The following is a 25,762-nucleotide window of genomic DNA, read 5'->3' as shown; positions in this document are numbered from 1 at the left end:
TTCGCCTGCACTTCAGCCGCTTGCGCTTCAGCTCTGCCGAATCACCAGTCTGCCACCCTGCCGCCGCACCTCGACGCGGCCGGGCAGGTTGATGGCTCCCTGGCCCCGCCAGCCGGTGATGAGCCGGTCGACTTCCTCGATGTGACGGGCGAACAGCGAACCCGCGGGGGATCCGGCGTCGATCACGGCCCGGCGCAGCACCCGGCGGCGCACCGCGGGCGGCAGCACGGAAAGCTTGGCGCACTCCAGCCGGCCGTCGTCGTCCCGGACCGAGCCGGCGGCCTCGGCGGCCCAGGTGTCCAGGGCGTCGGCATCGTCGCGGGAGAGCTGTGCCGTACGGGCGAGGGCCTCCACGACACCCTTTCCGAGCGCCTTCTCGAGGGCGGGCAGACCCTCGTGGCGGAGCCGGGAGCGGGTGTAGGCGGGATCGATGTTGTGGGGATCGTCCCAGACGGGGATCGACTGGACCAGGCAGGCCTTGCGGGCGGTCTGCCGGTCGAGCTGGAGGAAGGGCCTGCGGTAGCGGCCGGCGGGGCCGGACGCGGCGGCCATCCCGGAGAGGGACCGGATACCCGAACCCCTGGCAAGGCCCAGCAGGACGGTCTCCGCCTGGTCGTCGCGGGTGTGGCCGAGGAGTACGGCGGCGGCGCCCAGGCGCTCCGCCGCGGCGTCCAGGGCTGCGTAGCGGGCGTCACGGGCGGCGGCCTCGGGCCCGCCGTCGCGGCCGACCCGCACGGCGACGGCCTCGACCGGGTCGAGCCGCATGTCGGCCAGGCGGGCGACGACCTCGTCGGCACGGAGTCCGGAGCCGGGCTGCAGATTGTGGTCGACGGTGATGCCGCCGGCGCGGACGGGAAGCTTGCGCGACTCGAAGGCGAGGGCGGAGGCGAGAGCCATGGAGTCGGCGCCCCCGGAGCACGCGACGAGCACCAGCGGGGTGCCGGGCCGCTCGGGAAGCGCGGAACGCCTCGCGCCCGCCCCCGCTTCGGCGAACTCGGCGTGCCCGGCCTGTTCGGTGTGACGGTTGTGTTCGGTGACGACGTCGTGGAGTACGCGGCGGACCGCCAGGCGTATCGCCGCGACCGCAGGATGGGGACCCATGTCCGGTGCCCTTCGGGTGAGGTTTCAGGGGTGCGTCGGAGCGCGCGGGACGAAGTCCCGTCACTCAGAGTGCGTCGATGGTGACAGAGCCAAGCTGTTCATCGAGCATTGCACGCCTTCCCATGCCCCTACGGTCCCTCGGATGGGTGATTGGAGGGGCAATCTTCTGCCGCCGCACCGGCCAAGATCACGAATCTGCCTTACGGTGCACCCGCGCCACCCAGTCCGCCGGTGCGGCGATCTCGGCCTTGGTCGGGAGGGTGTTGGGAGAGGTCCACACCCGGTTGAAACCGTCCATACCGACCTCGTCCACCACGGCCCGGACGAACTTCTCGCCGTCGCGGTACTGCCGCAGCTTGGCGTCGAGCCCCAGCAGCTTGCGCAGTGCCAGGTCGAGCCGGCTCGCGCCGCGCGCCCTGCGGCGCTGGAACTTCTCCCGGATCTCGGCGACGGAGGTCACCACATCGGGGCCCACCCCGTCCATCACGAAGTCCGCGTGGCCTTCGAGCAGGGACATCACGGCGGTGAGGCGGCCCAGGATCTCGCGCTGGGAGGGCGTCTGGACGATCTCGACGAGGCTGCGCCCGCCGCCGTCGCCCTCCTCCCCGCGTTCGCCCTCGGGACGGCTTCCGCCCGAGAAGGCCTGCGCGGCCTCACGAAGGCGTTCGAGCACGGTCATCGGGTCGACGTCGGTCTCTTCGAGGAACGACTGGATCTCGCCCTGCAGGTGGTCGCGGAGCCAGGGAACACCGGTGAACTGGGTGCGGTGCGTCTCCTCGTGGAGGGCCACCCACAGCCTGAAGTCGTGCGGATCGACCTCGAGTTCACGCTCCACGTGAACGATGTTGGGGGCCACCAGCAGCAGCCGGCCGCCCCCCTTGGCCGAAGCGGGCAGCTCCCGGGTGGCGGGCGCGAAGGTCTCGTACTGCCCGAGGACCCGGGAGGCCAGGAACGACAGCAGCATCCCCAGCTCGACGCCGGTCACCTTGCCCCCGACCGCACCCAGCACGGCGTTGCCAGGGCCGCTGCCCCGCCGGTCCTGCATCTTCCCGAGCAGCGGACCCAGCAGCTCACGGAAACCGGCGACATTGGCCCTGATCCAGCCGGCCCGGTCGACGACCAGGACCGGCGTGTCCTCGGGTTCGTGCCCGTCCGGGATCATCCGCGTGAACGAACGGACGTGCTCCTCGGAGGCCTTGGCATGCCGGCGGAGCTCCGCGACGACGGCGCGGGCCTCCTCACGGCTGATCTCGGGACCCGGCCGCACGAACCGGGTCGCAGTCGCGACCGCGAGATTCCAGTCGACCATCTCGGCACCACCGATGCTCGTCATGCGTCAACCGTACGTGAGGTGGCCGCTCCGTGGTGGGGTGTCAGCCGCGCTCACCGGGTGCCTTCGGCGAGAGCGGTGGCCAGGGCGTCGAGCGACGCCTCCGCCTCGGCCGGGGATGTGCTGCCCGAGGCCAGGAAGGCGAAGGTGAGCAGCCGGCCCTGTGCGTCGACCGCGGTTCCGGCGAGGCTGTTCACCCCGGTGAGGGTGCCCGTCTTGGCCCTGATCAGACCGGTCGCCGGGGACGTCGCGGTGTAGCGGTCGCCCAGTGTGCCGGTGAATCCGGCGACGGGCAGGCCGGTGAGGACGGGGCGGAGCTCCGGGTGGTCCGGTCCGGCGGCGAGCGCGAGCAGCTCCGCCAGGAGGCCTGCCGTCACCTTGTCCGCGCGGTCGAGACCGCTGCCGTCCGCGAGCCGGGCGCCGGCCAGCGGCAGGCCGAGCGCCTCGAGCCGGGCGGTGACGGCGCGGCGGCTCCCGGCGAAGGAGGCCGGCTCCCCCGCCTTCAGCGCGGTCTGCCGGGCCAGCGCTTCGGCGATGTCGTTGTCGCTGTTGGTCAGGGCCCGTTCGACCAGTGCGGAGAGCGGCTCGGACAGATGCGTGGCCACCGTCCGGGCTCCGGCCGGAGACCGCCCTGACGAGGGGCCGGACCGGGTGGCGACACCGGCGTCGTCGAGAAGACCGGCGAAAACGCGCGCGGCGTCACCCGCGGGGTCGTCGGTACGGAGAGCCGGCCCCCGGTCGCTCTTGTCGAGACGGCCCTCGTCGGCCATGAGTGCGCTGACGGGCGCGATGTTCTCGTTGGGGCCGATGGGGTGGAGGGCCGGACCCGAGTAGCGCGAGGTGTCGTACGTCAGCCGCACGGGCCCGGCATCGCCGTCGCGCAGGGAGCCCGCCGCGTCGGTGGCCAGGGCGCGCAGGGCCGCCTTGTCGAGGGTGGGGTCGCCGCCGCCGACGAGTGTGAGCGTCCGGGAGTCCGGGGACAGCGTGACCGTCGTGGCGATGCGGTGGGCGGGGCCGAGCGCGGAGAGCGCGGCGGCGGTCGTGGCGATCTTCACCGTGGACGCGGGGGTCATGGGGGTGGCCGCGCCCCGCGCGTACAACTGCTTGCCGGTGGACGCGTCGACGACCACGGCGGTGCGTACGGAACCGAGGGCGGGCGCGTCCAGCAGCGGCCCGAGTGCGGTCTCCAGAGCGCTCGCGCCGGCCGGGGCGGTGAGCCCGGCCGTGGCGCCGGGAGCGCTCAGGACGGCGGGCGCGCTGGGAGCGGGCGCGGGCCCGTCGGGCGCCGTCCCTTCGTGATGTGCGCCACCTGCACGCTGCAGGACGGCCGCCCGGACCCGCTCGGCCTTACGCTGACCGGAGTCCCAGGGACCGGCGGCCAGGACGGCACCGGCGGCGACCACCAGGCCGAGCACAGCGGAGCCTGCGACGAGCCGGAGGTCGTCCCGTCCGCTCCCACGCTTCAGGTACTTCGGGACTTTCCACTTGCCCCACCTGTTCAACGGTCCGTCCGTCGGTCTCTTCACCGGCTCGGCCACCGTTGACCAGCCCCTTTCGCGAGCACTCATCTGCGTGAGGGACACTTAACCACCAGTCGTATGTGTTGATCATGGAGGAGCCACCCGTGGAGTTCGACGTCGTTATCGAGATCCCGAAGGGTTCGCGGAACAAGTACGAGGTGGACCACGAGACCGGTCGGATCCGCCTGGACCGTCGACTCTTCACCTCGACCAGCTACCCGGCCGACTACGGCTTCGTAGAGAACACCCTCGGCGAGGACGGCGACCCGCTGGACGCGCTCGTCATCCTCGAGGAGCCGACCTTCCCCGGCTGCCTCATCAAGTGCCGCGCCATCGGCATGTTCCGGATGACCGACGAGGCCGGCGGCGACGACAAGCTGCTGTGCGTCCCCGCGTCCGACCCCCGGGTGGAGCACCTGCGCGACATCCACCACGTGTCGGAGTTCGACCGCCTGGAGATCCAGCACTTCTTCGAGGTCTACAAGGACCTGGAGCCGGGCAAGTCCGTCGAGGGCGCCGACTGGGTCGGCCGCGCCGAGGCCGAGGCCGAGATCGAGGCCTCCTACAAGCGCCTCGAGGCGCAGGGCGGCGCGCACTGACGTTCCCCTTCCGGCTTCCGCTTACGGGCGGGACGGCGCGGGTAACGGCACATGGGGCCCACTGGCCCAGCTGACCGTACGGACAACGGGCGGCGCACCTTCACCGGTGCGCCGCCCGTTGCGTGTGGCCACCCATGTCCGTGCCCATACTGGGCAGAAGCGCTCCCGGAACGAGCGGTCGAGGAGGAACGAGGTCGAGTGGTGGCGGAACAGGGCGGTCCCGAGGACCAGAAGCCCCAGTCCGACGAGGCACACAGCGCCTTCGTCCCGCCCGTAGGTGTCGGGCAGCCCGCGGGCCCGCCCGAGGAGGAGCATCCGACATCGGAATTCGCCCTTCCGGCAGGTCTGCACACCGATCCGACCGTGTCGTCCGGTTCCGGCCAGGGTTCCGCTTCCGGGCCGGGAGGCGGTTCGGGATCCGACACGCTCACCTCCGCCTTCGTCCCGCCGAGCGGGTACAGCGCCCAGCACCAGCAGCCCTCGTTCACCCCCGCGCACGGCATTCCGATGGTCCGGCTGACCAAGGAAGCCCCCTGGCAGGACCGGATGCGCACCATGCTGCGCATGCCGGTGACCGAACGTCCGGCGCCCGAGAGCGTGCAGAGGACCGACGACGCGGGACCCGCCGTACCGCGCGTGCTCGACCTCACCCTGCGTATCGGGGAGCTGCTTCTGGCGGGCGGCGAGGGTGCCGAGGACGTCGAGGCGGCCATGTTCGCGGTGACGCGTTCGTACGGGCTCGACCGCTCCGAGCCGACGGTCACCTTCACACTGCTGTCCATCTCGTACCAGCCGTCACTGGTCGACGACCCCATCACGGCCAGCCGTACCGTACGCCGCCGGGGCACCGACTACACCCGGCTGGCAGCCGTGTTCCGGCTGATCGACGACATCACCTCGGCGGAACACGTCGAGGTCTCGCTGGAGGAGGCCTACCGGCGCCTGGCGGAGATCCGCCGTAACCGGCACCCGTATCCGGGCTGGGTGCTGACGGCCGCCGCCGGTCTGCTCGCGGGCTCGGCATCGGTGCTGGTCGGCGGTGGTGTACTGGTCTTCCTCGTGGCGGCGGCGGGCGCGATGCTCGGCGACCGGCTGGCCTGGCTCTGCGCCGGGCGCGGGCTGCCCGAGTTCTACCAGTTCATGGTCGCGGCCATGCCTCCCGCCGCGATGGGCATCGCGCTGACCCTCACCCACTCCACGGACGTGCGGCCCTCGGCGGTGATCACCGGTGGGCTCTTCGCACTGCTGCCCGGGCGTGCCCTGGTCGCCGGGGTGCAGGACGGCCTGACCGGCTACTACCTCACCGCGGGGGCCCGGCTCCTGGAGGTCATGTACTTCTTCATCGGCATCGTGGGCGGCGTCCTGCTGATGCTCTATCTGGGGGTCCAGCTCGGCGCCGAGCTCAACCCGGAGGCGAGGTTCATCGCCAACGACAGGCCGGTGCTCCAGATCCTGGCCTCCATGGCCCTCACCCTGGCCTTCGCGATCCTGCTCCAGCAGGATCGTTCCACGGTGCTCGCGGTGACCCTCAACGGAGGCGTGGCCTGGGTCATCTTCGGGGCGATGGCCCGCGAGGGCGGTATCTCGCCGGTGGCGGCGACAGCGGTGGCGGCCGGCCTGGTGGGGCTGTTCGGCCAGTTGTTCTCCCGCTACCGCTACACCTCGTCGCTGCCCTACATCACGGCCGCGATCGGCCCGCTGCTGCCCGGTTCGGCGACCTACTTCGGTCTGCTCGGCGTGGCGCAGAACGAGGTGGACACGGGGCTCACCTCGCTCTTCACCGCTGTCGCCACGGCCCTCGCGATCGCCATCGGGGTCAATCTGGGAAGTGAGATCTCCCGGCTGTTCATGCGGGTGCCGGGCGCGGTCGGGGGCGCTTCCCGGCGGGCCGCCAAGCGGACCCGCGGCTTCTGACCGCTGCCGGCACACGAACGGCGCCCCGGCCCCCTCATGCTCATGGGGACCGGGGCGCCGTCGGTGCGTGCGCGGCGGGTCAGCGCCTGTTCTGCCACCCGTACTGGTCCGGGTCGTCGTCCTGGCCGTCGCCCCGGCCGGCCGGGGGCCGGTCGCCGTAGGGCCCGCTCCCGGCGTACGGGGCGGCCTGGCCTTCGCCGTACTGCTGACCGCCCTGGGCTCCGCCGTACTGACCGGCCTGCCCCGGGGCGTCGTACTGCGCCGGCTGACCGTGGCCGTAGGGAGTGCCCTGGCCGCCGTACTGGCCGGCCTGCTCGGCGCTGTACTGGCCACCGCCGTACTGGGCGCCCTGTTCGCCGCCGTACTGCTGCCCCTGAGCGCTGTTGCACTGGGCGCCCTGAGCGGCGCCGTACTGACCGTACTGCTGTCCGCCGCTGTACTGTCCCTGGCCGCCGCTGTACTGACCGCCCTGATCCGCGGCGCCGTACTGTCCACCGCCCTGATGCGTGCCGTACTGAGCACTACGACCGTCGCCGTACCGGGCGTCCTGGCCGCCGTACTGGCCCGCTTGGCCATTGCCGTACTGACCGCCGCCGTACTGGCTCGCCTGACCACTGCCGTACTGACCGCCGCCGTACTGGGCGTCCTGACCGCCGCCGTACGGGCCGGCCTGGTCCGTGCCGTACGGGCCGGCCTGGTCCGTGCCGTACGGGCTGCCGCCGTACTGGCCCGTACGGTCAGCGGTGTACTGGTGGGCGGCGGGGCCCTGGCCGTCGTCGCCCGCTCCGCCGTGGTGGCCCGCCGTGGGGCCGTCGCCCGAGGGGCCCCGGTCGTCGCCCTGCTGCGCGGCGCCTTCCTTCTTCGACCTGCTGCGGGCCCGCAGGAACTCGATCACGATCGGCACCACCGAGATGAGCACGATCAGGATGAGGATCATCTCGATGTTCTCGTGCACGAAGTCGATCTTGCCGAGGGCCGCGCCCAGTACCGTCACGCCGACGCCCCAGAGGATGCCGCCGATGATGTTGTACGTGATGAACGAGCGGTAGTTCATCCGGCTGACACCGGCGATGATCGGCGTGAATGTCCGGACGATGGGGACGAAGCGGGCCAGCACCAGCGACTTCGGTCCGTACTTCTCGAAGAACTCGTGGGCCTTCTCGACGTTCTCCTGCTTGAAGAGACGGGAGTCCGGCCGCTTGAAGAGGGCCGGCCCCACCTTGCGGCCGAAGAGATAGCCGACCTGGTCACCGATGATCGCCGCCAGGGCGACCAGGAAACAGACGAGCCACAGGGGGTACTTCAGGTCTCCGGTCGTCACCAGAAGTCCTGTGGTGAACAGCAGGGAGTCACCGGGCAGGAAGAAGCCGATGAGCAGTCCGGACTCGGCGAACACGATGAGCAGGAGTCCGGGCAGCCCGAAGGTGTTGAGCAGATAATCCGGGTCCAGCCAGCTCGGGCCGAGCGCAAGCGTATTCAAGGGTCCGGGCTCCAGGGTTGGTCGGTGTGCGCGGCTGCGTGGCCGCCCCAAGCTATCAACGCTGCGGCGGACGCCTGGGTTCCACTGGCGTAAGCAAGGATGCGCGCGGTACGAACCGGGGCAAAGCTTGCCGCAGGAGGTGCCACGTCATGGGCATTGAGGAATACGGCGGCGGGCAGACGCCCCGTGCGGACGTCCTGGTCGTCACCACGAACGACGTACCGGGCTTTCAGGTGACGCAGGTCATCGGTGAGGTGTTCGGACTCACGGTCCGCTCCCGCCACCTCGGCAGCCAGATCGGCGCAGGTCTGAAGTCGATGGTCGGCGGTGAGCTGAAAGGGCTGACCAAGACACTCGTAGAGACCCGCAACCAGGCCATGGAGCGGCTCGTCGACCAGGCCAGGGCGCGCGGCGCGAACGCGGTGCTGATGATGCGCTTCGACGTGAGTGAGGCGGCCGACGTGGGCACCGAGGTCTGTGCCTACGGGACGGCGGCCGTGATCAGCGCGTCCTGATCCGCACCACCTCCCCCCGCTCCCCGGTCCGTCCACGTCCTTTTCCCGGAGGCTCCCGCATGCCCACGTCCGTCAACGTCGCCGTCATCTACTACTCCTCCACCGGCACCATCTCCACGATCGCCGAGGCCGTCGCGAAGGACGCCGAGAATGCCGGTGCGCAGGTACGCCTGCGCAAGGCCGCCGAGCTCGCCCCGCAGGCGGCCATCGACTCGAATCCGGTCTGGGCCGAACACGCGAGGGCGACCGCCGGCATCCCGGAGGTCTCGCCGGACGACATGGTCTGGGCGGACGCGGTGATCTTCGGGACACCCACCCGCTACGGGAACGTCACCGCCCAGCTCAAGCAGTTCCTCGACACGCTGGGAGGCCTCTGGCAGGCCGGGAAGCTCGCCGACAAGGTCTACAGCGGCTTCACCGCCAGCAGTACCGCCCACGGCGGTCAGGAATCCACCCTGCTGGCGCTGTACAACACGGTCCACCACTTCGGCGGCATCCTGGTCCCTCCCGGCTACACGGACCCCTCGAAGTTCGTCGACGGCAATCCGTACGGCACCTCCCACGTGTCGGGGCAGGGCGACATCCCTGTGGCCGAGCAGACCCTGACCGCAGCGCGGGTCCAGGCCGAACGGGTCGTGAAATTCACCCGCGCCATCAAGGCCGGACTCGCCGCCGAGAACTGAGGGGACCGCCCATGCCGCTCCACAAGGGTTCGCACGGCGAGGCCGCGCCGACCGACGAGCACCGCAGGCTCGCGCTGAACCCGTTCTTCGGGGAGGCCGACCCGACCGCGCCGATGGTCGCCGCGCCGCCGACGCACCGTCTGCCGGACGGCCCGCTGCCGCCGTCGACCGCCTACCAGCTCATCCACGACGAGCTGATGCTCGACGGGAACTCCCGGCTCAACCTCGCCACGTTCGTCACCACCTGGATGGAACCCCAGGCCGGCGTGCTCATGAGCGAGTGCCGGGACAAGAACATGATCGACAAGGACGAGTACCCGCGCACCGCCGAGCTGGAACGGCGCTGTGTGGCGATGCTCGCCGACCTCTGGAACGCCCCCGACCCCGGGTCCACGGTGGGCTGCTCGACCACGGGATCCAGCGAGGCATGCATGCTGGCGGGGATGGCTCTGAAGCGCCGCTGGTCCGCCCGGAACGCCGACCGCTATCCGGCGTCCGCCCGGCCCAATCTGGTGATGGGCGTCAACGTGCAGGTCTGCTGGGAGAAGTTCTGCACGTTCTGGGAGGTGGAGCCCCGCCAGGTCCCGATGGAGGGCGAGCGTTTCCATCTCGACCCGCAGGCTGCCGCCGAACTGTGCGACGAGAACACCATCGGCGTGGTCGGGATCCTCGGCTCCACCTTCGACGGTTCCTACGAACCGATCGCGGAGCTCTGCGCGGCGCTGGACGATCTGCAGGAGCGCACCGGGCTCGACATCCCCGTCCATGTGGACGGGGCGTCCGGGGCGATGGTGGCGCCGTTCCTCGACGAGGACGTGGTGTGGGACTTCCGGCTCCCCAGGGTGTCCTCGATCAACACCTCCGGGCACAAGTACGGCCTGGTCTACCCGGGGGTGGGGTGGGCCCTGTGGCGGTCCCCCGCCGAACTGCCGGAGGAGCTGGTCTTCCGGGTCAACTATCTGGGCGGCGACATGCCCACCTTCGCGCTGAACTTCTCCCGGCCCGGCGCACAGGTCGTGGCGCAGTACTACACGTTCCTGCGGCTGGGCCGGGAGGGTTATCGCGCCGTCCAGCAGGCGTCGCGGGACATCGCGCTGCGGCTGGCCGCGGAGTTCGAGTCCCTGGACGACTTCCGGCTGCTGACCCGGGGCGGCGAACTCCCGGTGTTCGCCCTGACGACGATGCCCGACGTGAAGGCGTACGACGTCTTCGACGTGTCGAGGCGGCTGCGCGAGCGCGGGTGGCTGGTGCCCGCGTACACCTTCCCCGCCAACCGCCAGGACCTGTCGGTGCTGCGTGTCGTGTGCCGCAACGGCTTCTCCTCGGACCTCGCGGAGATGCTGGTGGACGACCTGCGCGGACTCCTGCCGGAACTGCGCGCCCAGGCCCATCCGTTGCACCGGGGCGCGGGGGTCCGGACGGCCTTCCACCACTGACGCGCCGAAGAGCGGTCAGCGGCTGAGCCGCGCGAACCTCCCTACCGCCAGCGGGAGGAACACGGCGATCAGCGCCACCGGCCACAGGACCGCGAGCAGTTCGGCGTGCTCGGCGGCCCAGGAGCCCGTCGGGCCGCCCGGGTTGCCGAACAGGCCGCGTACCGCCGTCGCCGTGGCCGACATCGGGTTCCACTCCACGACTGTGCCCAGCCAGCCCGGCATCGACTCCGGTGACGCGAAGACGTTGGAGAGGAAGCCCACCGGCCAGACCAGGATCTGCACGGCCTGCACCATCTCGGGTCTGCCCGCGACCATCGCGAGGTGGATGCCGATCCACAGCATGGCGAACCGCAGCAGGAGCAGCAGTCCCAGCGCGGCCAGTGCGGCGCCCGCTCCGTTGTGCCAGCGCCAGCCCAGGGCGTATCCGACTCCGGTCATCACGGCGAGCGCGGCCACCGACTGGAGCATGTCGGCGGCGCTCCGCCCGACCAGGACCGCTCCCGAGACCATCGGCATGGACCGGAACCGGTCGATGACCCCCTTGTTCAGGTCCTGGGTGACGGCCAGCATCGTGCCCTCCAGGCCGAAGGCCATGGTGAGCGCCAGCATGCCGGGGACCAGGAACTCGGTGTGGTCCCCGTCGACCCCGCTGCCACCGCCGACGAGGTAGTTGAACATCAGGAGCAGCATCACCGGGAAGACCAGACCGACGACCACCTGGACGGGTTGCCGTGCCCAGTGCGCCAGTTCGCGCCGGGTCATCGTCCAGGAGTCGGTCAGCGCCCAGCCGAGGCGTCCCGGTCCCGCCGTCGCCGTGCTCATGCCGCCACCTCCGCGTCCGTGGGTGTGCGGGTCCCGCTGCCGCCTCCGGTGAGGGACAGGAAGACCTCGTCCAGCGTGGGCCGGCGCACCGCGATGTCCTCCGCCTCGATGCCTGCCTCCTCCAGCACCCGTACGGTGCGGGTCAGGGTCCGCATGCGGTCCGCGGCGGGCGCGCCGATCAGCCGCCGGTCCACGTCCACGGTCGCCCCGTCACCGAGCAGCGCGGCTGCCTCGCCGAGCCGGTGGGCGTCGCGGACGACCACGTCGACGCGGTCACCGCCCACCATCGCCTTGAGCCGGTCGGCCGTGCCCTCGGCGATGACCCTGCCGTCGTCGATCACGGAGATCCGGGCGGCCAGCTGGTCGGCCTCCTCCAGATACTGGGTGGTCAGCAGGACGGTGGTGCCGCCGCCGGCCAGTGAACGCACGGCGCTCCACACCTCGGCCCGCCCACGCGGGTCGAGTCCGGTCGTGGGCTCGTCCAGGAACAGCACCTCCGGGTCGGTGATCAGGGAAGCGGCCAGGTCGAGCCGGCGCCGCATGCCTCCGCTGTACTGCTTGACCGCCTTGCGCCCGGTGTCCGAGAGCCCGAACCGCTCCAGCAGTTCGTCGGCCCGCAGGCCCGCCCGGCGTGCGCCCAGGTGGTACAGCCGGCCGAACATCTCCAGGTTCTGCCGGCCACCGAGTTCCTCGTCCACCGCCGCGTGCTGCCCCAGCAGTCCGATCCGCCGCCTGACCTCGGCGGCCTCGGACCGTACGTCGAACCCGGCGACTTCGGCCCGGCCCCCGTCGTGCCGCAGCAGGGTCGTCAGCACACGGACCGCCGTGGTCTTGCCGGCCCCGTTGGGGCCGAGCACCCCATGGACCGTTCCGCGCCGGACGGTGAGGTCGAGGCCGGCCAGGGCCCTCTTCTCTCCGTACCGCTTGTGCACTCCGTCGACGACGATTGCCTCGCTCACTGCGCCACCAGCCCTTCCAATCGCGTAGTCAAACTTGACTAGCAAGGAGAAGGTAAACCTCGTGGCATCATTCGTCAAACTTGATTAGTGAGCATCCCCGGGATCGGGCACCCCAGTGGCGTAGGGGTTCTCCTGCCCTAGGGAGAGCACACCGACGAAAGGTTCGCCCTCGCCTGCGAAGGTGTACGCCCCCGCCTCGATCCGCGCGATCAGGCCACGGGTCCACTCGGCACCCGCGTCCGCCGAATGGACCCACATGTTCATGATCTCGCCGATGTGCCCGATCGACTCCGGGCCGTCCGCCGGCGTGTAGTGCTCCGTGACCGAGGCCCGCCAGCCCTCGATGGCGGCGACGCGCTCACGCAGGAGCGACACCGCCTCGGCCCGCTCCAGGTCGACGATGAAGCCGATACCCGCCGAGAGGACGTCCACGCCCTGGTCGTACGAGGTCAGCGAGGCCCGGAGCAGAGTGAAGAACTCCTGGGCACCGCGGTCGGTGATCTCGTACTCCGTGCGGGGCGGGCCGCCGGCCGTGGACGGGGCGACCTCATGGGCGAGCAGCAGTCCCTGCTTCGCCATCTGCTTGAGTGCGTGGTAGATCGACCCGGGCTTGGCGTTGGACCACTCGTGGGCGCCCCAGTACTCCAGGTCGTTGCGCACCTGGTAACCGTGCGCGCGGCCGTGCTGACGCACGGCGCCCAGGACCAGGAGACGGATCGCCGACATACCACCCATCCTTCGTACTCAACCTCGCCCAGAGTAGCCCGCCTCTTCCGCGACCAGGTCGAGGGCCGTCCTGCCGTCCAGCGCCTCACGCAGGATGTCGGCGTGCCCCGCGTGACGGCCGGTCTCCTCGACCAGGTGGACCAGCAGCCAGCGCATGGAGCAGCGCCCGTTCTCGGGGAACCAGGGTGCCGCGGGCAGCGGGAAGGTGTCGCTCATGCTGTCCACGTCATCGAGGATGAACGCCTCCGTCTCAGCGGCGACCCGGGCCCAGAACTCGAGCATCTGCGGGACCGTCTCGTCGCCCACGAGCCGGAAGCCGTCGGACCACGTCTCCGCGTTCCTCTCCTTGTCGTTGGGACGCTGCTGCGCCATCCGCAGCCAGTTCAGCTCCCCCTCCGCGACGTGCTTGAGCAGCCCTGAGAGGGAGAGCTCGCTGACCGAGGGGCGGCTCGCCGCCTGCTTCTCGGTGAGGCCGGCCACGGAGCGCCTGAGCGCGCCGCGCTGCGCCTCGACGAAGGCGAGGAGTTCGCCGCGCTCGTCGCCGGCCTCTGCGAGAACGTGAGTGACCATGATGTCTGCCTTCCGGACGTGACGACTGTCTGCGAGCGGGCCCGGCGGCTTGCCTGCTTGCTCGCGTGGGCGCTCGCTCGTGCCTTCAACGTACGGACCCATCAGGTCAGGTCCTGTCCTCGATCCGCCGGCGTCAGAAAGGAAATACTGTTCGGCCGTGCTGCACCGAGATCCACTTCCGGGTGGTGAACGCCTCCACCGCGGCCTCGCCGTTCAGCCGTCCCATGCCGGACCTCTTCTCGCCCCCGAACGCGACCGCAGGATCGTCCTGCACGGTGGCGCCGTTGACATGGAACATCCCGCCCCGGATACGCCGGGCGAACCGCACGCCGCGCTCGGCGTCCGCCGTGTGGACGGCGCCGCTCAGGCCGTAGGGACTGTCGTTGACCAGGCGTACGGCGTCGTCCTCACCGCCGAACGGCACCAGCAGTGCCACGGGGCCGAAGATCTCCTGCTCCAGCAGCGGTGACCCCTCCGGCAGTCCGGTGAGTACGGTCGGTTCGACGAGATTGCCTCGCGTACGGCCCCGCACGAGCGCGGTGGCGCCGGCCTCGATCGCGCCGTCGACCAGCGCGGTGAGCGCCTCGGCCTGGAACGCGCTGATGACCGGCCCGATACGGGTGTCCGGGTCGCGCGGATCTCCTGAGCGGAGGGCCGCCACCGCCGCGGTGAACCGCTCGGTGAAGTCCTTCTCGACGGACCGGTCCACCAGGATGCGGTTGGCCGCCATGCTGACCTGCCCCTGGAACAGGAAGCGGCTGTAGACCGCCGCCCGGACCGCGTGGTCGAGGTCCGCGTCCTCCAGCACCACCAGGGCGCTGTTGCCGCTCAGCTCGAGGACGGTCCGCTTGAACTGCCCTGCGGCGACCGCGGCGACATGGCGGCCCACCACGTCCGAACCGGTGAACGAGATCACCTTGGGCACGGGGTGCTGGATGAAGGAGTCGCCTATCTCGGCGCTGTCGGTGATCGTGACGTTGAGGAGCCCCGCGGGCAGCCCCGCGTCCTCGAAGATCCGGGCCACCAGCCCCCCGCCGGCGATCGGGGCGTTCTGGTGGGGCTTCACCACGACTGCGTTGCCGAGCGCCAGCGCCGGGGCGACGGTCTTCATCGTGACGAGGAAGGGGAAGTTGAAGGCACTGATCACACCGATGACCCCCACGGGCAGCCGGTAGACCCTGTTCTCCTTGCCGTCGGCGGCCGAGGGCAGCAGCCGGGCCACCGGGCGGATCGCCTGCCCGACGGCCTCATGCAGGAACTCCAGTGCTGCGCGCACCTCGTATTCCGCCTTGGCCCGGGTACCGCCCAGCTCATCGATGATCAGCTCGACGATTTCCCCGCTGCGCTCCCCGACGAGGCGCACGGCGTTCTCCAGAACCGCCCGGCGCCCATAAGGACTTACCGCCGCCCATTCCCGCTGCGCCCGTTCGGCCGCCCGGTAGGCGAGGTCGACTTCCGCCGCGGTGGCCACGGTGACGGAACACAGTTTTTCGCCGTTGTAAGGATTGAAATCAATGATGTCCCACGCGCCGTTGCCGGTCAGCCACTCACCGTCGATGTACTGGCGGGCCAGTTCACTGGGGAAGGACATGCAATCCCTTACTGCAGGCGCAGACTCCTGTCGGAAAGTCATGGTACTGGCGAATCACGTCAGTTGAAGGAGACCTCGGAGAAGATCCCGGCTCTCTTCGGGCCCCGGGCAGTCCTCGTGGAGCCGGACCATGGCCTTTTCGTACTGGGCGACTTCTTCTGCCTTGTCCAGATACAGCGCACTTGTCAGCTGCTCCAGATAGACGATGTCCGACAGATCGGATTCCGGAAAACGCAGCATCGTGAACGCTCCGCTCTCACCTGCGTGACCACCGAAGCTGAAGGGCATCACCTGGAGGGTGATATTCGGCTGCTCCGACATTTCAATCAGGTGCCGCAATTGCGCACGCATCACCTCGCGCCCGCCGTACGGACGGCGCAGCGCCGCCTCGTCGAGCACGGCGTGGAAGCGCGGCGCGCGCTCGGAGACGAGCGCCTTCTGCCGCGCCAGCCGCAGCGCCACCCTGCGGTCGATCTCCGCCGTCGGCGCACCGGGCATGCCGCGCGCGACGACCGCATGGGCGTACGCCTCGGTCTGCAACAGCCCGTGGACGAACTGGACTTCGTAGATCCGGATGAGCGAGGCCGCTCCCTCCAGACCGACATACGTCTGGAACCAGCCGGGCAGCACATCGCCGTAGCTGTGCCACCAGCCCGCCACATTGGCCTCACGGGCCAGACCGAGGAGCGAATCCCGCTCCGCCTCGTCCGTGACTCCGTACAGCGTGAGCAGGTCCTCGACGTCCCTGGCCTTGAAGCTCACCCGTCCCAACTCCATGCGGCTGATCTTCGATTCGGAGGCGCGGATGGAGTAGCCGGCCGCCTCACGGGTGATGCCGCGCGACTCGCGCAGACGCCTGAGCTGTGAGCCCAGCAGGATGCGCCGCACCACGGAACCACTCGACTCGCCTGCCGACACCGGCTTCCCAACCCTCCCCATCGCTTCCCTTGCACCGGGGTTCCCCCGAACCCCGGTGCCGGATTCTGCCACCAAAACGCTTCAGCCCGTACTCATTCGATTACAGAGATGAGAAGACTTTTCCAAAGCGCCGAAACTGTGAAGTGGAAGAAATGAGTCCGAACCGGCATGCTGTCGGGCAGATCAGCCACGTGCACGTGCATCTGCCCTTGCATCTGCTCTGCGCATTCGGAACCATGGCCTTCGCGCACCTGCGTGCTCGTTCGTGTTGTGCCGCTGTACCCGCAGTGCCCGCAGGAAGCAGTGCCGCTACAGCCGCGACTCCCGGGAGTGCCTCGTATGGGGACGAATGGATCGACGACGCTCGAGCCGTTACGGCAGGGGCTTCCCCCAATCGACCCCTCGGCGGTCTCGGGTTCGGCCACCTGCAAACTGCCGGCCAGGTACGAAGCGGTGGGCGGGGCGAGGAGATTCACCCGTACGACGCTCAACTCCTGGGAACTGGGCGACCACTTCGACGACGTGGCCCTGGTCGTTTCGGAGCTGGTCACCAACGCGCTGCGGCACGCCCTTCCGGCCGACGCGGCCCGTGAGCGCCAGGACTCCTCCGTACGGCTGCATCTGATGCGCTGGAGTTCACGCCTGGTGTGCGCGGTGCGCGACCCCAGCGAAAGGGGCCCTGTCACGGGCGCGGCACCGGATTCGGCCGAGTCCGGCCGGGGTCTTTTCCTGGTCGAGTCGTTCAGTGACTGCTGGGGCTGGCACCCCTCCCCCGTACCGGCCGGGGACACACCGCCCGGCGGAGGGCTCGGCAAGGTCGTCTGGGCGCTGTTCCGGCTGACCGACCACACAGCAAAGGAACGCCCCGCGCCGGTCGACGCGCTCCCTGACGGCCTGTAGTACGGCTCGCGCCGCGCCACGGGGCGCGAGCCGGGCGGGTAGCGGTGGACCGCGAGCCCTTGCGGTGCGGTCAGCCGCCCGCGGCCAGGTGGTCGAACTCCCCGTCCTTCACGCCCAGCAGCAGTGCCTCGATCTCGGCCGGCGTGTACACCAGCGCCGGCCCGTCGGGGTGGCGCGAGTTCCGCATCGCCACATTCCCACCGGGCAGTTTTGCGAACTCCACGCATGATCCTTGAGAGTTACTGTGTCTGCTCTTCTGCCAGACGACCCCGCGAAGCTCTGTGGCCGCGATGCCGTTGTACACGTGGTGCACAGGACGCTCCCCGAGTTGCAAGGTGCAAGTGTCAACTAGCTCGGATCATAGCTGTGTTCATATGCCAATGCATGAGCAGATGCACGTGCACGCGGGGTGCGCACGCGATTACAGCTTTTCGCTGATCCGCCCACTCTCTTACACTCCTATGGGGGAGAGACGAACAGCGCGCCAATTTGGCTCCCACTCCTACGAGTTGTTCTCTGCGCCTCTGGTTGATCGGCGGTGTCGACCGGTCTGCCCGAACGCCCGGCGTCCCTCCCGCCCTACGCCCGCCCGCTGCTGATCTTCAGCGCCTGCGAGAAGTCCTCAAGAGCGCGGAGCAGCAGGGTGGCTCCGTTGCGTACGAATGGGTCGGGCGACGGCCCCGGGGGATGATCCCCGGTCTCCAGCGCCTCCCTGACCGGCGTCCAGTCCGGCAACCGGCGCTCCCGCACCGCCTTCGCCCCCTCCTCGGTGGCCCGGCGCAGCACGTCCGCCAGCCCGGCGGCCTCGGGGACCGGGGTGGCGGAGGTGGCGGGCAGGTGGGCCTCCATGAGCATGGCAACCCTGCCGAACTGGGCGAGCGCCTCCTGGGCGTCCGCGGCCGAGGTCCGGGAGATGCCCCGGTGACGCACGGGCTCGTGCCGGGCCGTCTCCAGGGCCTCCTGCCACGCCACGCGGGCCTCCCGGGTGGTGAGCAGCGCGGTGCGCACCTCGTCCAGCGTCCTGGACGCCGGGTCGGCGTACCGCTCGAGGACCGTGGCGGCGTAGCGCCCGTCCGTGACCACCCAGTTGGCGAGCCGGTCACGCAGACGCGGGGTCTCCCAGGCCGGGTAGAGGGCGTACGCGGCCATCGCGAGGAGCCCGCCGATGAGGGTCAGCACGACCCGTTCGGGCACGGTCTGCGACCAGTCGTCGCCCGCCATGCCGAGCAGGAAGACGACGTAGGCGGAGACACAGACCTGGCTGACCGCGTATCCGGTGCGCATCAGGAGGTACATCAGGCCCGCGCTGACGACGGCGAGCAGGGCGGAGAACTCCGCGTTCGGGTGTGCGGCCTGCACGATGCCGGTGGCGACGGCGACGCCGACCACGGTGCCCAGGAATCGGGCCGTGGACCTGGAGTACGTCTGGTCGAACTCCGGGCGCATCACCATGACGGCGGTCATCGGTGCCCAGTAGCCGTGGCCGAACGGCAGCGCGGCCCCCACGAGATAGCCCGCCGCCGCCACCGCCGACACCCGGACCGCGTGGCGCAGGATCGTCGACCCCCGGCGCAGTTCGCGGCGCATGGAACGCAGGACGACGGGGACCAGCCCCAGCAGTGTGGGCCGGCGGCGGTGCGGGACGAGCGGCTCACCGGGCGTCCGGTCGTCCGTACCCGTCCCCTCGGCGATCTCGATGACGTCGGCGAGCAGTGAGGTGAGCCGGTCTGCGGCCCGGCGGGGCGGGCCGGTGAGGATCACCTCGGTGTCGGGGGACTTCAGCACGGAGAGCGCCGTCTCGTCGAGCCGCACCGGATCGCCGTGGCGTACCGCCCGGGCCGCCGAGTCGAGCAGGGATCCGGCGGCACCGAGGATCTCCCGCGCCCAGTAGCGTTCCGGCCCCTCGGCCGGGACCCCCAGGGCCGGATCCGCCAGCGAGGCGAGGACCGGCCTGAGCCGTTCGGCGACCCCGCGCGCACCGTGCAGGTCGGCGGGGCGGCGACGCGCCTGGCGGGGGGTGACGGCGGCGGCGTTGCGCGCGGTCATCAGCGGTACGGGGTCGAAGGGTGCGACCGGGTCGTCCCGCAGTCTGCGGGCGTAGTCGGCCTCGGCGGCCAGCGCGTCGGCGAGCGCGTCACGCTGGGCGCCCCATCGGCGGACCGGGAACAGCACGATCAGCGCCGCCTGGACGAACCCGCCGAACGCCATCATCGCGGCGTGCGCGGCGGCGTCGGCTACGGAGGTGGGCAGAGTGATCGTCACCAGCATGATCGAGACGTTGGAGCCCGCGATGATCCCGCCCGTCGGGCCCGCCGCCCAGCTCATCCCTGCGGCGAAGGTCCAGAGGATGAGCAGGGCCAGGAACAGCAGGGTGTGGGACACCGTGACGTAGCCGACGAACGTCGACACGGCCAGGCTGGCTCCGGAGACCAGGGCGAGCACGGGCCGGGGGCGCCAGCTGCGCTGGAAGGTGGCGATGGCGGCCTGGAAGGCACCGAACGCCGAGCCGGCGGCGATCACCGGGCCGAAGAACGCCAGACTCACGCCGACGACGAGTGCGAGGCCGGCGGCGCCGCGCACCGCGATGAGCGGTTCGAGACGCCGCCGCTCGATCGTCAGTCCCGAGCGGGCCGTCTCCCTAAGCGCCCGGAGCCAGCTCATGGGCCGAGCCTAGCCGGATTCCCCGACAACTCCGACTTACGCCGCTCTGCTGACCTAACGGCGGATTTCCGGCCCTCCTCCACTCATCCTGGCCCGGTCGGCCGCGGCCGTGCCGTGGTTCCAGCCCTCGGCGTCCGTCGCCCCGCGCAGCCGCGTCGTGGTCGTCCTCGGGAACATCCGCTCCGCGGTCCCGGTGACGGCCACGTCCCGGGCCGCCAGGACCGGCAGCAGGGCCCCGGCGTCAGCCTCCCGGCCTGCGGGACCGCCCTCCGAACCGGCCGCCGCGGTCACCCGTGCGGTGTCCGCCGCGAGACGGCTGCCGAGCCGCTGGGCGTACGCCATCAGGAAGGACTGACGGAAGGTCTTGGTCCGCTTGCGCCCGCCCGCGCGCTGCCCCGCCTCCGCCCGTGTCATCGCGGCGGTGCCCTGCACCAGCAGGGAGGTGAAGAGGAGCTCCACGGCCTCCAGATCCGGCTCGAAGCCCACGACCGTGGTGAAGCCGAGGTCGCTGTTCCACACGGCGCGGCAGCGGTTCGCCGAGGCGACGGAGTCGAGCAGGACGGCCTTCGCGCTCTCGTACGGGGCGTCGACACCGATCCGGACGGCCCCCGGCGTATCGGCACTGCGCGTCCGGGCGGCGAGGAGCGCCTCGTCGATGCTGTGCCGGGCCATCAGCTCCTGCGCCTTGGTGGTGAGCGCCTCTGCCTCCTCCGGGAAACCGGTGGCCTCCGCCTTGGCGAGCAGTGCCCGGATCCTGGTGAGCATGCGGGGTTCCCCATGGACCGGCGGCAGGTGGGCGGCACCGCCCGCCGTACCGGGCGGCGGTCCCACGGGCTCGATGACCGGGAGCCGCAGCAGCAGCCGGTACAGCTCCAGGAGCGCGGACGCGTACGTGAAGCGGTCGGGCCGGTTGCGCGGCGCCGGGGCGGGCATCGCGGCGAGCTGGTCCGCCCACCGCGCGGGCAGCCGGGCGTACCCCGCCGTCTCCGCCGTGATCAGGGCGGAGACGAGCGCGGCCCCCGCCTCGTCCAGCTCGCGCCGGACGGTCCGTACGACATCGGCGGGCTGCCAGCCCCGTGCCCAGGCCCGCCGGAGGAACTCCTCACCCCGGCGGTGCAGCTCCTCGTCGGCGGACGGGTCCGCGGCGAGGAGGGACGCGCCGGTGTCCAGGCCCGCGTCGCCGTCCGCGTACAGGGCCGCGGCACACGCCCGGTCGGTCACCGATTCCATCGGGCCAGGGTAGGCGGCGGCAGGGTGTTCACCGCTCCCCGGGGATCAGGACGAGCTTGCCGCGCACATGCCCGGCTTCGCTCAGCTCCTGGGCCCGCGCCGCCTCACGCAGCGGGAAGGTCCGTTCGACGGGGATCCGGAGACCGCCGGCCGCCGCCGCTTCCGCGTACTCCGCGAGCCGCCTGCCCTCGTCAGGACGGCTCCCGCCGCCGGCCGAGAAGGCCACCCCGTGGTGCGCCGCGTCCGGGTCCGCGATGGTGGCGATCCGCTCGGCCGTGCCGCCTCGCAGCTCCACCGAGTCCGCCAGCGCGCTCTTCCCCGCCACGTCGAACACCGCGGCCACGCCCTGCGGCGCGGCCTCCCGCACCCGGTCCACCAACCCCTCCCCGTACGCCACCGGAACAGCCCCGAGGACCCGCAGATAGTCGTGGTTGGACGGGGAGGCGGTCCCGACGACCGTGGCGCCCCGGGCCGCGGCCAGCTGGACGGCGGCGGACCCGACCGCGCCGGACGCCCCGTGCACCAGCAGCGTCTCGCCCGCGGACACCGCGAGTTCGTCGAGCACCCGGGCGGCGGTCGCGGTCGCGACCGGCAGCGCGGCGGCCTCCGCCCAGCCCAGGCCCTCCGGCTTGGGCGCGACGGCTCCCACGTCGGCCAGGACGTACGCCGCATACGCACCGGTCGCGCTCCGGCCGAGGACCTCGTCGCCGACCGCGAACTCCGTGACGCCCGCTCCCGTCTCGTCGACGACTCCGGCGAACTCGCTGCCGGGTGTGGCGGGCAGCGGGGTGGGGAACGCCGCCTCCATCCAGCCGTTGCGGATCTTGTAGTCGACCGGATTGACCCCGGCGGCCCTGACCTCCACCCGGATCTGGCCGGGTCCCGCATGGACGTCCTCGACCTGGGCGGGACGCAGGACCTCGGGGCCGCCGAACTCCTCGTACACGATCGCTTCCATCACCGTCTCCTCCTCCGCCGCCGCGTTCCCGGTGCGTTCCGCGCGCACCTCACTCCGATCCTCGCGGCAGTCGGGCGCGCCCGCCCGGCGGGAGGTGTCCGCTGTCAGTCCCGGGTGCAAGACTCGGCCCATGACCGAACGTTGGGCTCTGTCCCTCGCGGAAGGGGGCGGCGCGCTCCTCGTGCCGCTGACTCGCGATGGCCTGCCCGCCGGTCCCGTCCTGGCCGAGCCCGACCTCGTCGAGTCCGTCCGCTCACGCCCCGAGGTGGTCCGCTGGGTCTGGCGTTCGACCGGGGCGATCTACCCCCGCCTGCTCACGGCGGGCGTGCGAGTCGAGCGGTGCTACGACATCGAAGTGGCCGAGCTGCTGCTGCTCGGCCACGAGGGGCGGCTCGGGGAGCCCCGCTCCGCCGCGGCGGCCTGGGCACGGCTGCGCCACGCGCCCGTGCCGCCCGATCCGCCGCCCCGGTCCGCGGAGCCCGGGTCCCAGTCCTCCCTCTTCGAGCCGCGCTCCGGCACCGACCTGCCCTTCGAGGCGCTGCTCCAGGTCTACGCGGAACAGCTGCGCCGCCACGAGGCGGCTGAGCACCCGGGCAGGATGCGGCTGCTCACGGCCGCCGAGTCCGCCGGCATGCTGGTCGCCGCCGAGATGAACGGATCCGGGCTCCCCTGGCGGGCGGACGTGCACCGTGAGGTGCTGAACGACCTCCTCGGCGAGCGCTACGCGGGCGGCGGCGAACCCCGCAGACTGGCCGAGGCCGCGGACGAGGTGTCGGCGGCTTTCGGGAGACGGGTGCGTCCCGATCTGCCTGCCGATGTGGTGAAGGCGTTCGCGCAGGCCGGGATCAAGGTGAAGTCGACCCGGCGGTGGGAGCTGGAGGAGCTCGACCACCCGGCGGTGGAGCCGCTGGTCCGCTACAAGAAGCTGTACCGCGTCTGGACGGCACACGGCTGGAGCTGGCTCCAGGACTGGGTGCGCGAGGGCCGTTTCCGCCCCGAGTACCAGCCGGGAGGCACGGTCAGCGGGCGATGGACGACCAACGGCGGCGGGGCACTGCAGATCCCCAAGGTGATACGCCAGGCGGTCGTCGCCGACGAGGGCTGGCGGCTCGTCGTGGCGGACGCCGACCAGATGGAGCCGCGTGTGCTGGCCGCGATCTCCCGCGACCGGGGGCTGATGGAGGTGGCCGGACACGAGGGCGACCTCTACAAGGCCCTGTCCGACCGGGCGTTCCACGGCGACCGCGACCACGCCAAGCTGGCGCTGCTGGGCGCGATCTACGGGCAGACCTCGGGCGACGGCCTGAAGAACCTGGCGGCGCTGCGGCGGCGGTTCCCGGATGCCGTCGCCTACGTCGACGACGCGGCCAGGGCCGGCGAGGAGGGCCGCCTCGTCCGCACCTGGCTCGGACGCACGAGCCCGCCCGCCGCGGGGGCGGGCGAGGACGGGGAGGCGGGCATCCCGCAGGAGAGCGAGGAGCCGTCGGCCGGGGAGAGTACCGGCACGTACGGGTTCACCCCGGGCTACGCCTCGTCGAACGCCCGGGCCCGGGGCCGTTTCACCCGCAACTTCGTGGTCCAGGGCAGCGCCGCGGACTGGGCGCTGCTGCTCCTGGCGGCGCTGCGGCGGACGCTCGCCGCCGGGGGGATGCGGGCCGAACTCGTGTTCTTCCAGCACGACGAGGTGATCGTGCACTGCCCGGCCGACGAGGCCCCCGCCGCCGTGGAGGCGATCCGCGAGGCCGGGGAGCTGGCCGGCAGGGTCGCGTTCGGGGAGACGCCGGTGCGGTTCCCCTTCAGCACGGCGGTCGTCGAGCGCTATTCGGACGCCAAGTGAGCCGCCCCCAAGGGCATCGGCCGAGCACCCGTGCAGCCGCCGCCGAGGCCGGGGCCTGGGCGCGGTCCGCTCTTCCCGAGGCCGGGAAGGTCCCGGCCGCTCTTCCCGAGGCCGGGGCACGCCCCCGGCGCGCCCCGGAGCCGTGCCTGGGCTGGACGCCACACCGCTATAGGCTCCGGCCATGGCGACGCACGAGCACGAGATCACCGAGCCCGTCGACCTCTGCCTGCCCGACGGCAGTCTGAATCCGGCGGCCGTCGGCTGGTCCAGGAAGCCGCTGCACCGGGCCAATCTGCGGGGCTGGGGCCGGACGAAGCGCTGGGAGCACTGGTGCGTGGCCACACCCACCCATCTGGTGGCGCTGACCGTCAGCGACCTCGACTTCCTGGCGCTGAACTCGGTCTACGTGCTCGAATTCGGCCCCGGCGGACGCGAGTTCGAATGTTCGTCGATCGTCCCCGCCGGCCGGGGCGTCCGGCTCCCCGACACCCTCGCCGGGGCGCCCGGCTCCGAGGACGTGGTCGTCGGCCCCGCCCGGCCGACCGGTGGCAAGGTGCGCATCGAGATCCGTGACGAGAACGCCGGAACGAGACTGCGGGCCCGCTGCCTGACCCCGGAGCGGCTGCCGCTGGAGGTCGGCCTGCTGGTGTCCCGGCCGGAAGGCCACGAGTCCCTCTCCGTGGTCGTGCCGTGGAGCGAGCAGCGCTTCCAGTACACCTCCAAGCACACCGCGCTCCCCGCCTCCGGCAGGCTGCGCATCGGCGGCGAGATCGCGAAGTTCGGCGGGGAGGGCAACGAGACCTGGGCCGTTCTGGACCACGGCCGCGGGCGCTGGCCGCGTACGGTCGACTGGAACTGGGGCGCCGCATCCGGCCGTACCGACGGGCACACGGTCGGCCTCCAGTTCGGCGGACGCTGGACGGAGGGCACCGGCTCCACCGAGAACGGCCTGTGCGTGGACGGCCGTCTCACCAAGATCGGTGAGGAGCTGGACTGGCAGTGGTCCGTCACCGACCCGCTCGCCCCCTGGACCCTTCGTACGCCCTCGTCCGGACAGGTGGATCTGACGTTCACCCCGTTCCACAACCGGTCCGTGCACACGGACGTCGGCCTCATCGCCAACCGCACCGACCAGCGCTTCGGGCACTACGACGGCAGGATCCGCACCGACGACGGCGCGGAGATCGCCGTGGAGCACCTGCTGGGCTGGGCGGAGGATGTTCACATGCGCTGGTGACTCCCCCGGGAGGGACCGCGCGGGTAGGTTTCCCCCATGCATATAGGCCCGCTCCTGGGCTCGGGACGCACCGCCGACGTGTACGCACTCGAAGGCCCCTGGGTCCTGCGCCGTTACCGCCCCGGCATCGACACCGCCGGCGAGCTGGCCGTGATGTCCTACCTCTCGGCCTCGGGCTTCCCGGTCCCGCGTATCGGCCCGCCGGTAGAGGACGCGCTTCCCACGGACCTGGTGGTGCAGCGGCTGACCGGCCCGACGCTGGCCGAGGCACTGCTGGCCGGCACGGTCACCGGAACCGAGGGCGCGGGCCTGCTGGCGCGGCTCCTGCGGGAGCTGCACACGATCCCGCCCCGGATCTCCCAGGAGCCGGAGGACCGGATCCTGCACCTGGACCTGCGCCCCGAGAACGTGATCCTGGCCCCCGAGGGCGCCACGGTGACCGGCTGGTCGGTGGCCGGCGAGGGGCCGCCCGCGCTGGACCGCGCCATGGCCTCACTGATCCTGGCCCAGATGGCCCTCGACCCGTCGTCCACCGCCGGTGCGCAGGTCGGGGACCTGCTGACGGAACTGCTCTCCCGGTTCGACGACGACGACGGCGTGCCGGCCGACGCACTCGCGCGGGCCAGCGCCCTGCGCGCGGCGGACCCGCGGCTCACCGCGCACGAGACGGAGGTGCTGGACGATGCGGCGGAGCTGGTCTCCTCGCTGACGGACCGGCGCTCCGCTCGTTTCCGCAGTTAGACCGGCACGGCGAGGACAAGACGGTGCGTCGCGC

General features: G+C 71.4%; 23 protein-coding genes. 9 read left to right on the top strand and 14 right to left on the bottom strand.

Annotated features, from left to right (window positions below; genetic code table 11):
- Nucleotides 1–27: 27 nt before the first annotated feature.
- The 3 genes from tilS to dacB form a co-directional block, all read right to left on the bottom strand.
- Nucleotides 28–1,101 carry a tRNA lysidine(34) synthetase TilS gene (gene tilS, locus BFF76_RS19300; protein WP_065848704.1) on the bottom strand — a complete coding sequence of 358 codons (1,074 nt, stop codon included), beginning with the start codon at nucleotides 1,099–1,101 and terminating at the stop codon, nucleotides 28–30.
- A gap of 187 nt (nucleotides 1,102–1,288) precedes the next feature.
- Nucleotides 1,289–2,434 carry a zinc-dependent metalloprotease gene (locus tag BFF76_RS19295; protein ID WP_031090995.1) on the bottom strand — a complete coding sequence of 382 codons (1,146 nt, stop codon included), beginning with the start codon at nucleotides 2,432–2,434 and terminating at the stop codon, nucleotides 1,289–1,291.
- A 50-nt stretch (nucleotides 2,435–2,484) separates the two neighbouring features.
- Nucleotides 2,485–3,969: a D-alanyl-D-alanine carboxypeptidase/D-alanyl-D-alanine endopeptidase gene (gene dacB / locus BFF76_RS19290; protein ID WP_053929446.1), complete on the bottom strand. Its 1,485-nt coding sequence runs from the start codon at nucleotides 3,967–3,969 to the stop codon at nucleotides 2,485–2,487.
- 86 nt (nucleotides 3,970–4,055) lie between these two features.
- Between dacB and BFF76_RS19285 the strand changes: the two genes are divergently transcribed.
- Nucleotides 4,056–4,550 (top strand): inorganic diphosphatase, encoded by a 495-nt coding sequence (locus tag BFF76_RS19285; RefSeq protein WP_031090989.1) that lies wholly within the window; start codon nucleotides 4,056–4,058, stop codon nucleotides 4,548–4,550.
- 198 nt (nucleotides 4,551–4,748) lie between these two features.
- Nucleotides 4,749–6,464, top strand: a complete 1,716-nt coding sequence (locus BFF76_RS19280; protein WP_053929447.1) for a threonine/serine exporter family protein — start codon at nucleotides 4,749–4,751, stop codon at nucleotides 6,462–6,464.
- Between the two features lie 79 nt (nucleotides 6,465–6,543).
- Here the strand turns inward: BFF76_RS19280 and BFF76_RS19275 are convergent, their stop codons facing one another.
- Entirely contained in the window at nucleotides 6,544–7,944 is a 1,401-nt protein-coding gene (locus tag BFF76_RS19275) for a DedA family protein (RefSeq protein WP_065848703.1), read from the bottom strand.
- A 149-nt stretch (nucleotides 7,945–8,093) separates the two neighbouring features.
- On the opposite strand from BFF76_RS19275, the gene BFF76_RS19270 reads away from it, so the two are divergent.
- From BFF76_RS19270 to gad, 3 genes are read left to right on the top strand one after another with little or no spacing between them, the layout of a single operon-like run.
- Nucleotides 8,094–8,459: a YbjQ family protein gene (locus BFF76_RS19270; RefSeq protein ID WP_031090982.1), complete on the top strand. Its 366-nt coding sequence runs from the start codon at nucleotides 8,094–8,096 to the stop codon at nucleotides 8,457–8,459.
- A gap of 59 nt (nucleotides 8,460–8,518) precedes the next feature.
- Nucleotides 8,519–9,142 carry an NAD(P)H:quinone oxidoreductase gene (wrbA, locus tag BFF76_RS19265; RefSeq protein WP_031090980.1) on the top strand — a complete coding sequence of 208 codons (624 nt, stop codon included), beginning with the start codon at nucleotides 8,519–8,521 and terminating at the stop codon, nucleotides 9,140–9,142.
- A gap of 11 nt (nucleotides 9,143–9,153) precedes the next feature.
- A complete protein-coding gene (gene gad, locus BFF76_RS19260) occupies nucleotides 9,154–10,578 on the top strand; it encodes a glutamate decarboxylase (RefSeq protein ID WP_031090979.1) in 1,425 nt (474 codons plus the stop codon).
- Nucleotides 10,579–10,593: 15 nt separating this feature from the next.
- On the opposite strand, the gene BFF76_RS19255 is transcribed toward gad, so the two are convergent.
- From BFF76_RS19255 to BFF76_RS19230, 6 genes are all read right to left on the bottom strand, one after another.
- Entirely contained in the window at nucleotides 10,594–11,400 is an 807-nt protein-coding gene (locus tag BFF76_RS19255; protein ID WP_065848702.1) for an ABC transporter permease, read from the bottom strand.
- Entirely contained in the window at nucleotides 11,397–12,359 is a 963-nt protein-coding gene (locus BFF76_RS19250; protein ID WP_031090974.1) for a daunorubicin resistance protein DrrA family ABC transporter ATP-binding protein, read from the bottom strand. The genes BFF76_RS19255 and BFF76_RS19250 overlap by 4 nt, the downstream gene beginning before the upstream one ends.
- Nucleotides 12,360–12,443: 84 nt before the next feature.
- Nucleotides 12,444–13,085, bottom strand: a complete 642-nt coding sequence (locus BFF76_RS19245) for a PadR family transcriptional regulator (protein WP_065848701.1) — start codon at nucleotides 13,083–13,085, stop codon at nucleotides 12,444–12,446.
- Nucleotides 13,086–13,103: 18 nt separating this feature from the next.
- Nucleotides 13,104–13,655 carry a DinB family protein gene (locus BFF76_RS19240; protein ID WP_031090971.1) on the bottom strand — a complete coding sequence of 184 codons (552 nt, stop codon included), beginning with the start codon at nucleotides 13,653–13,655 and terminating at the stop codon, nucleotides 13,104–13,106.
- Nucleotides 13,656–13,788: 133 nt separating this feature from the next.
- Nucleotides 13,789–15,246, bottom strand: coding sequence for an aldehyde dehydrogenase family protein (locus BFF76_RS19235; RefSeq protein ID WP_031090969.1), 1,458 nt, complete (start codon nucleotides 15,244–15,246; stop codon nucleotides 13,789–13,791).
- 54 nt (nucleotides 15,247–15,300) lie between these two features.
- Entirely contained in the window at nucleotides 15,301–16,185 is an 885-nt protein-coding gene (locus BFF76_RS19230; RefSeq protein WP_051834500.1) for a helix-turn-helix domain-containing protein, read from the bottom strand.
- A gap of 318 nt (nucleotides 16,186–16,503) precedes the next feature.
- Here BFF76_RS19230 and BFF76_RS19225 point away from each other — a divergent pair, with 318 nt between their 5' ends.
- On the top strand, nucleotides 16,504–17,064 hold the full coding sequence (locus tag BFF76_RS19225; protein WP_078958826.1) for an ATP-binding protein: 561 nt from the start codon (nucleotides 16,504–16,506) through the stop codon (nucleotides 17,062–17,064).
- Between the two features lie 70 nt (nucleotides 17,065–17,134).
- On the opposite strand, the gene BFF76_RS19220 is transcribed toward BFF76_RS19225, so the two are convergent.
- The 4 genes from BFF76_RS19220 to BFF76_RS19205 form a co-directional block, all read right to left on the bottom strand.
- Nucleotides 17,135–17,377, bottom strand: a complete 243-nt coding sequence (locus BFF76_RS19220; protein ID WP_031090961.1) for a DUF397 domain-containing protein — start codon at nucleotides 17,375–17,377, stop codon at nucleotides 17,135–17,137.
- 266 nt (nucleotides 17,378–17,643) lie between these two features.
- The gene (locus tag BFF76_RS19215; RefSeq protein WP_031090960.1) at nucleotides 17,644–19,725 is read right to left on the bottom strand and encodes an FUSC family protein; all 2,082 of its coding nucleotides are present in this window, start codon (nucleotides 19,723–19,725) and stop codon (nucleotides 17,644–17,646) included.
- 54 nt (nucleotides 19,726–19,779) lie between these two features.
- Nucleotides 19,780–20,955: a DUF2786 domain-containing protein gene (locus BFF76_RS19210; protein WP_053929449.1), complete on the bottom strand. Its 1,176-nt coding sequence runs from the start codon at nucleotides 20,953–20,955 to the stop codon at nucleotides 19,780–19,782.
- 28 nt (nucleotides 20,956–20,983) lie between these two features.
- On the bottom strand, nucleotides 20,984–21,913 hold the full coding sequence (locus BFF76_RS19205; RefSeq protein WP_065848711.1) for an NADP-dependent oxidoreductase: 930 nt from the start codon (nucleotides 21,911–21,913) through the stop codon (nucleotides 20,984–20,986).
- 130 nt (nucleotides 21,914–22,043) lie between these two features.
- On the opposite strand from BFF76_RS19205, the gene BFF76_RS19200 reads away from it, so the two are divergent.
- From BFF76_RS19200 to BFF76_RS19190, 3 genes are all read left to right on the top strand, one after another.
- On the top strand, nucleotides 22,044–23,750 hold the full coding sequence (locus tag BFF76_RS19200) for a bifunctional 3'-5' exonuclease/DNA polymerase (protein ID WP_065848700.1): 1,707 nt from the start codon (nucleotides 22,044–22,046) through the stop codon (nucleotides 23,748–23,750).
- A gap of 181 nt (nucleotides 23,751–23,931) precedes the next feature.
- Nucleotides 23,932–24,987 (top strand): DUF2804 domain-containing protein, encoded by a 1,056-nt coding sequence (locus BFF76_RS19195; protein ID WP_065848699.1) that lies wholly within the window; start codon nucleotides 23,932–23,934, stop codon nucleotides 24,985–24,987.
- Nucleotides 24,988–25,023: 36 nt separating this feature from the next.
- Complete coding sequence (locus BFF76_RS19190) at nucleotides 25,024–25,728, top strand: phosphotransferase family protein (RefSeq protein WP_031090952.1); 705 nt, start codon at nucleotides 25,024–25,026, stop codon at nucleotides 25,726–25,728.
- The last annotated feature ends 34 nt before the right edge of the window (nucleotides 25,729–25,762 follow it).

Origin of the sequence: Streptomyces mutomycini (assembly GCF_001700505.1) — a bacterium.
Classification (GTDB): domain Bacteria; phylum Actinomycetota; class Actinomycetes; order Streptomycetales; family Streptomycetaceae; genus Streptomyces; species Streptomyces mutomycini.
Note: the sequence above shows the minus strand (reverse complement) of the source record. Positions and strands in the feature narration are given on the sequence as shown.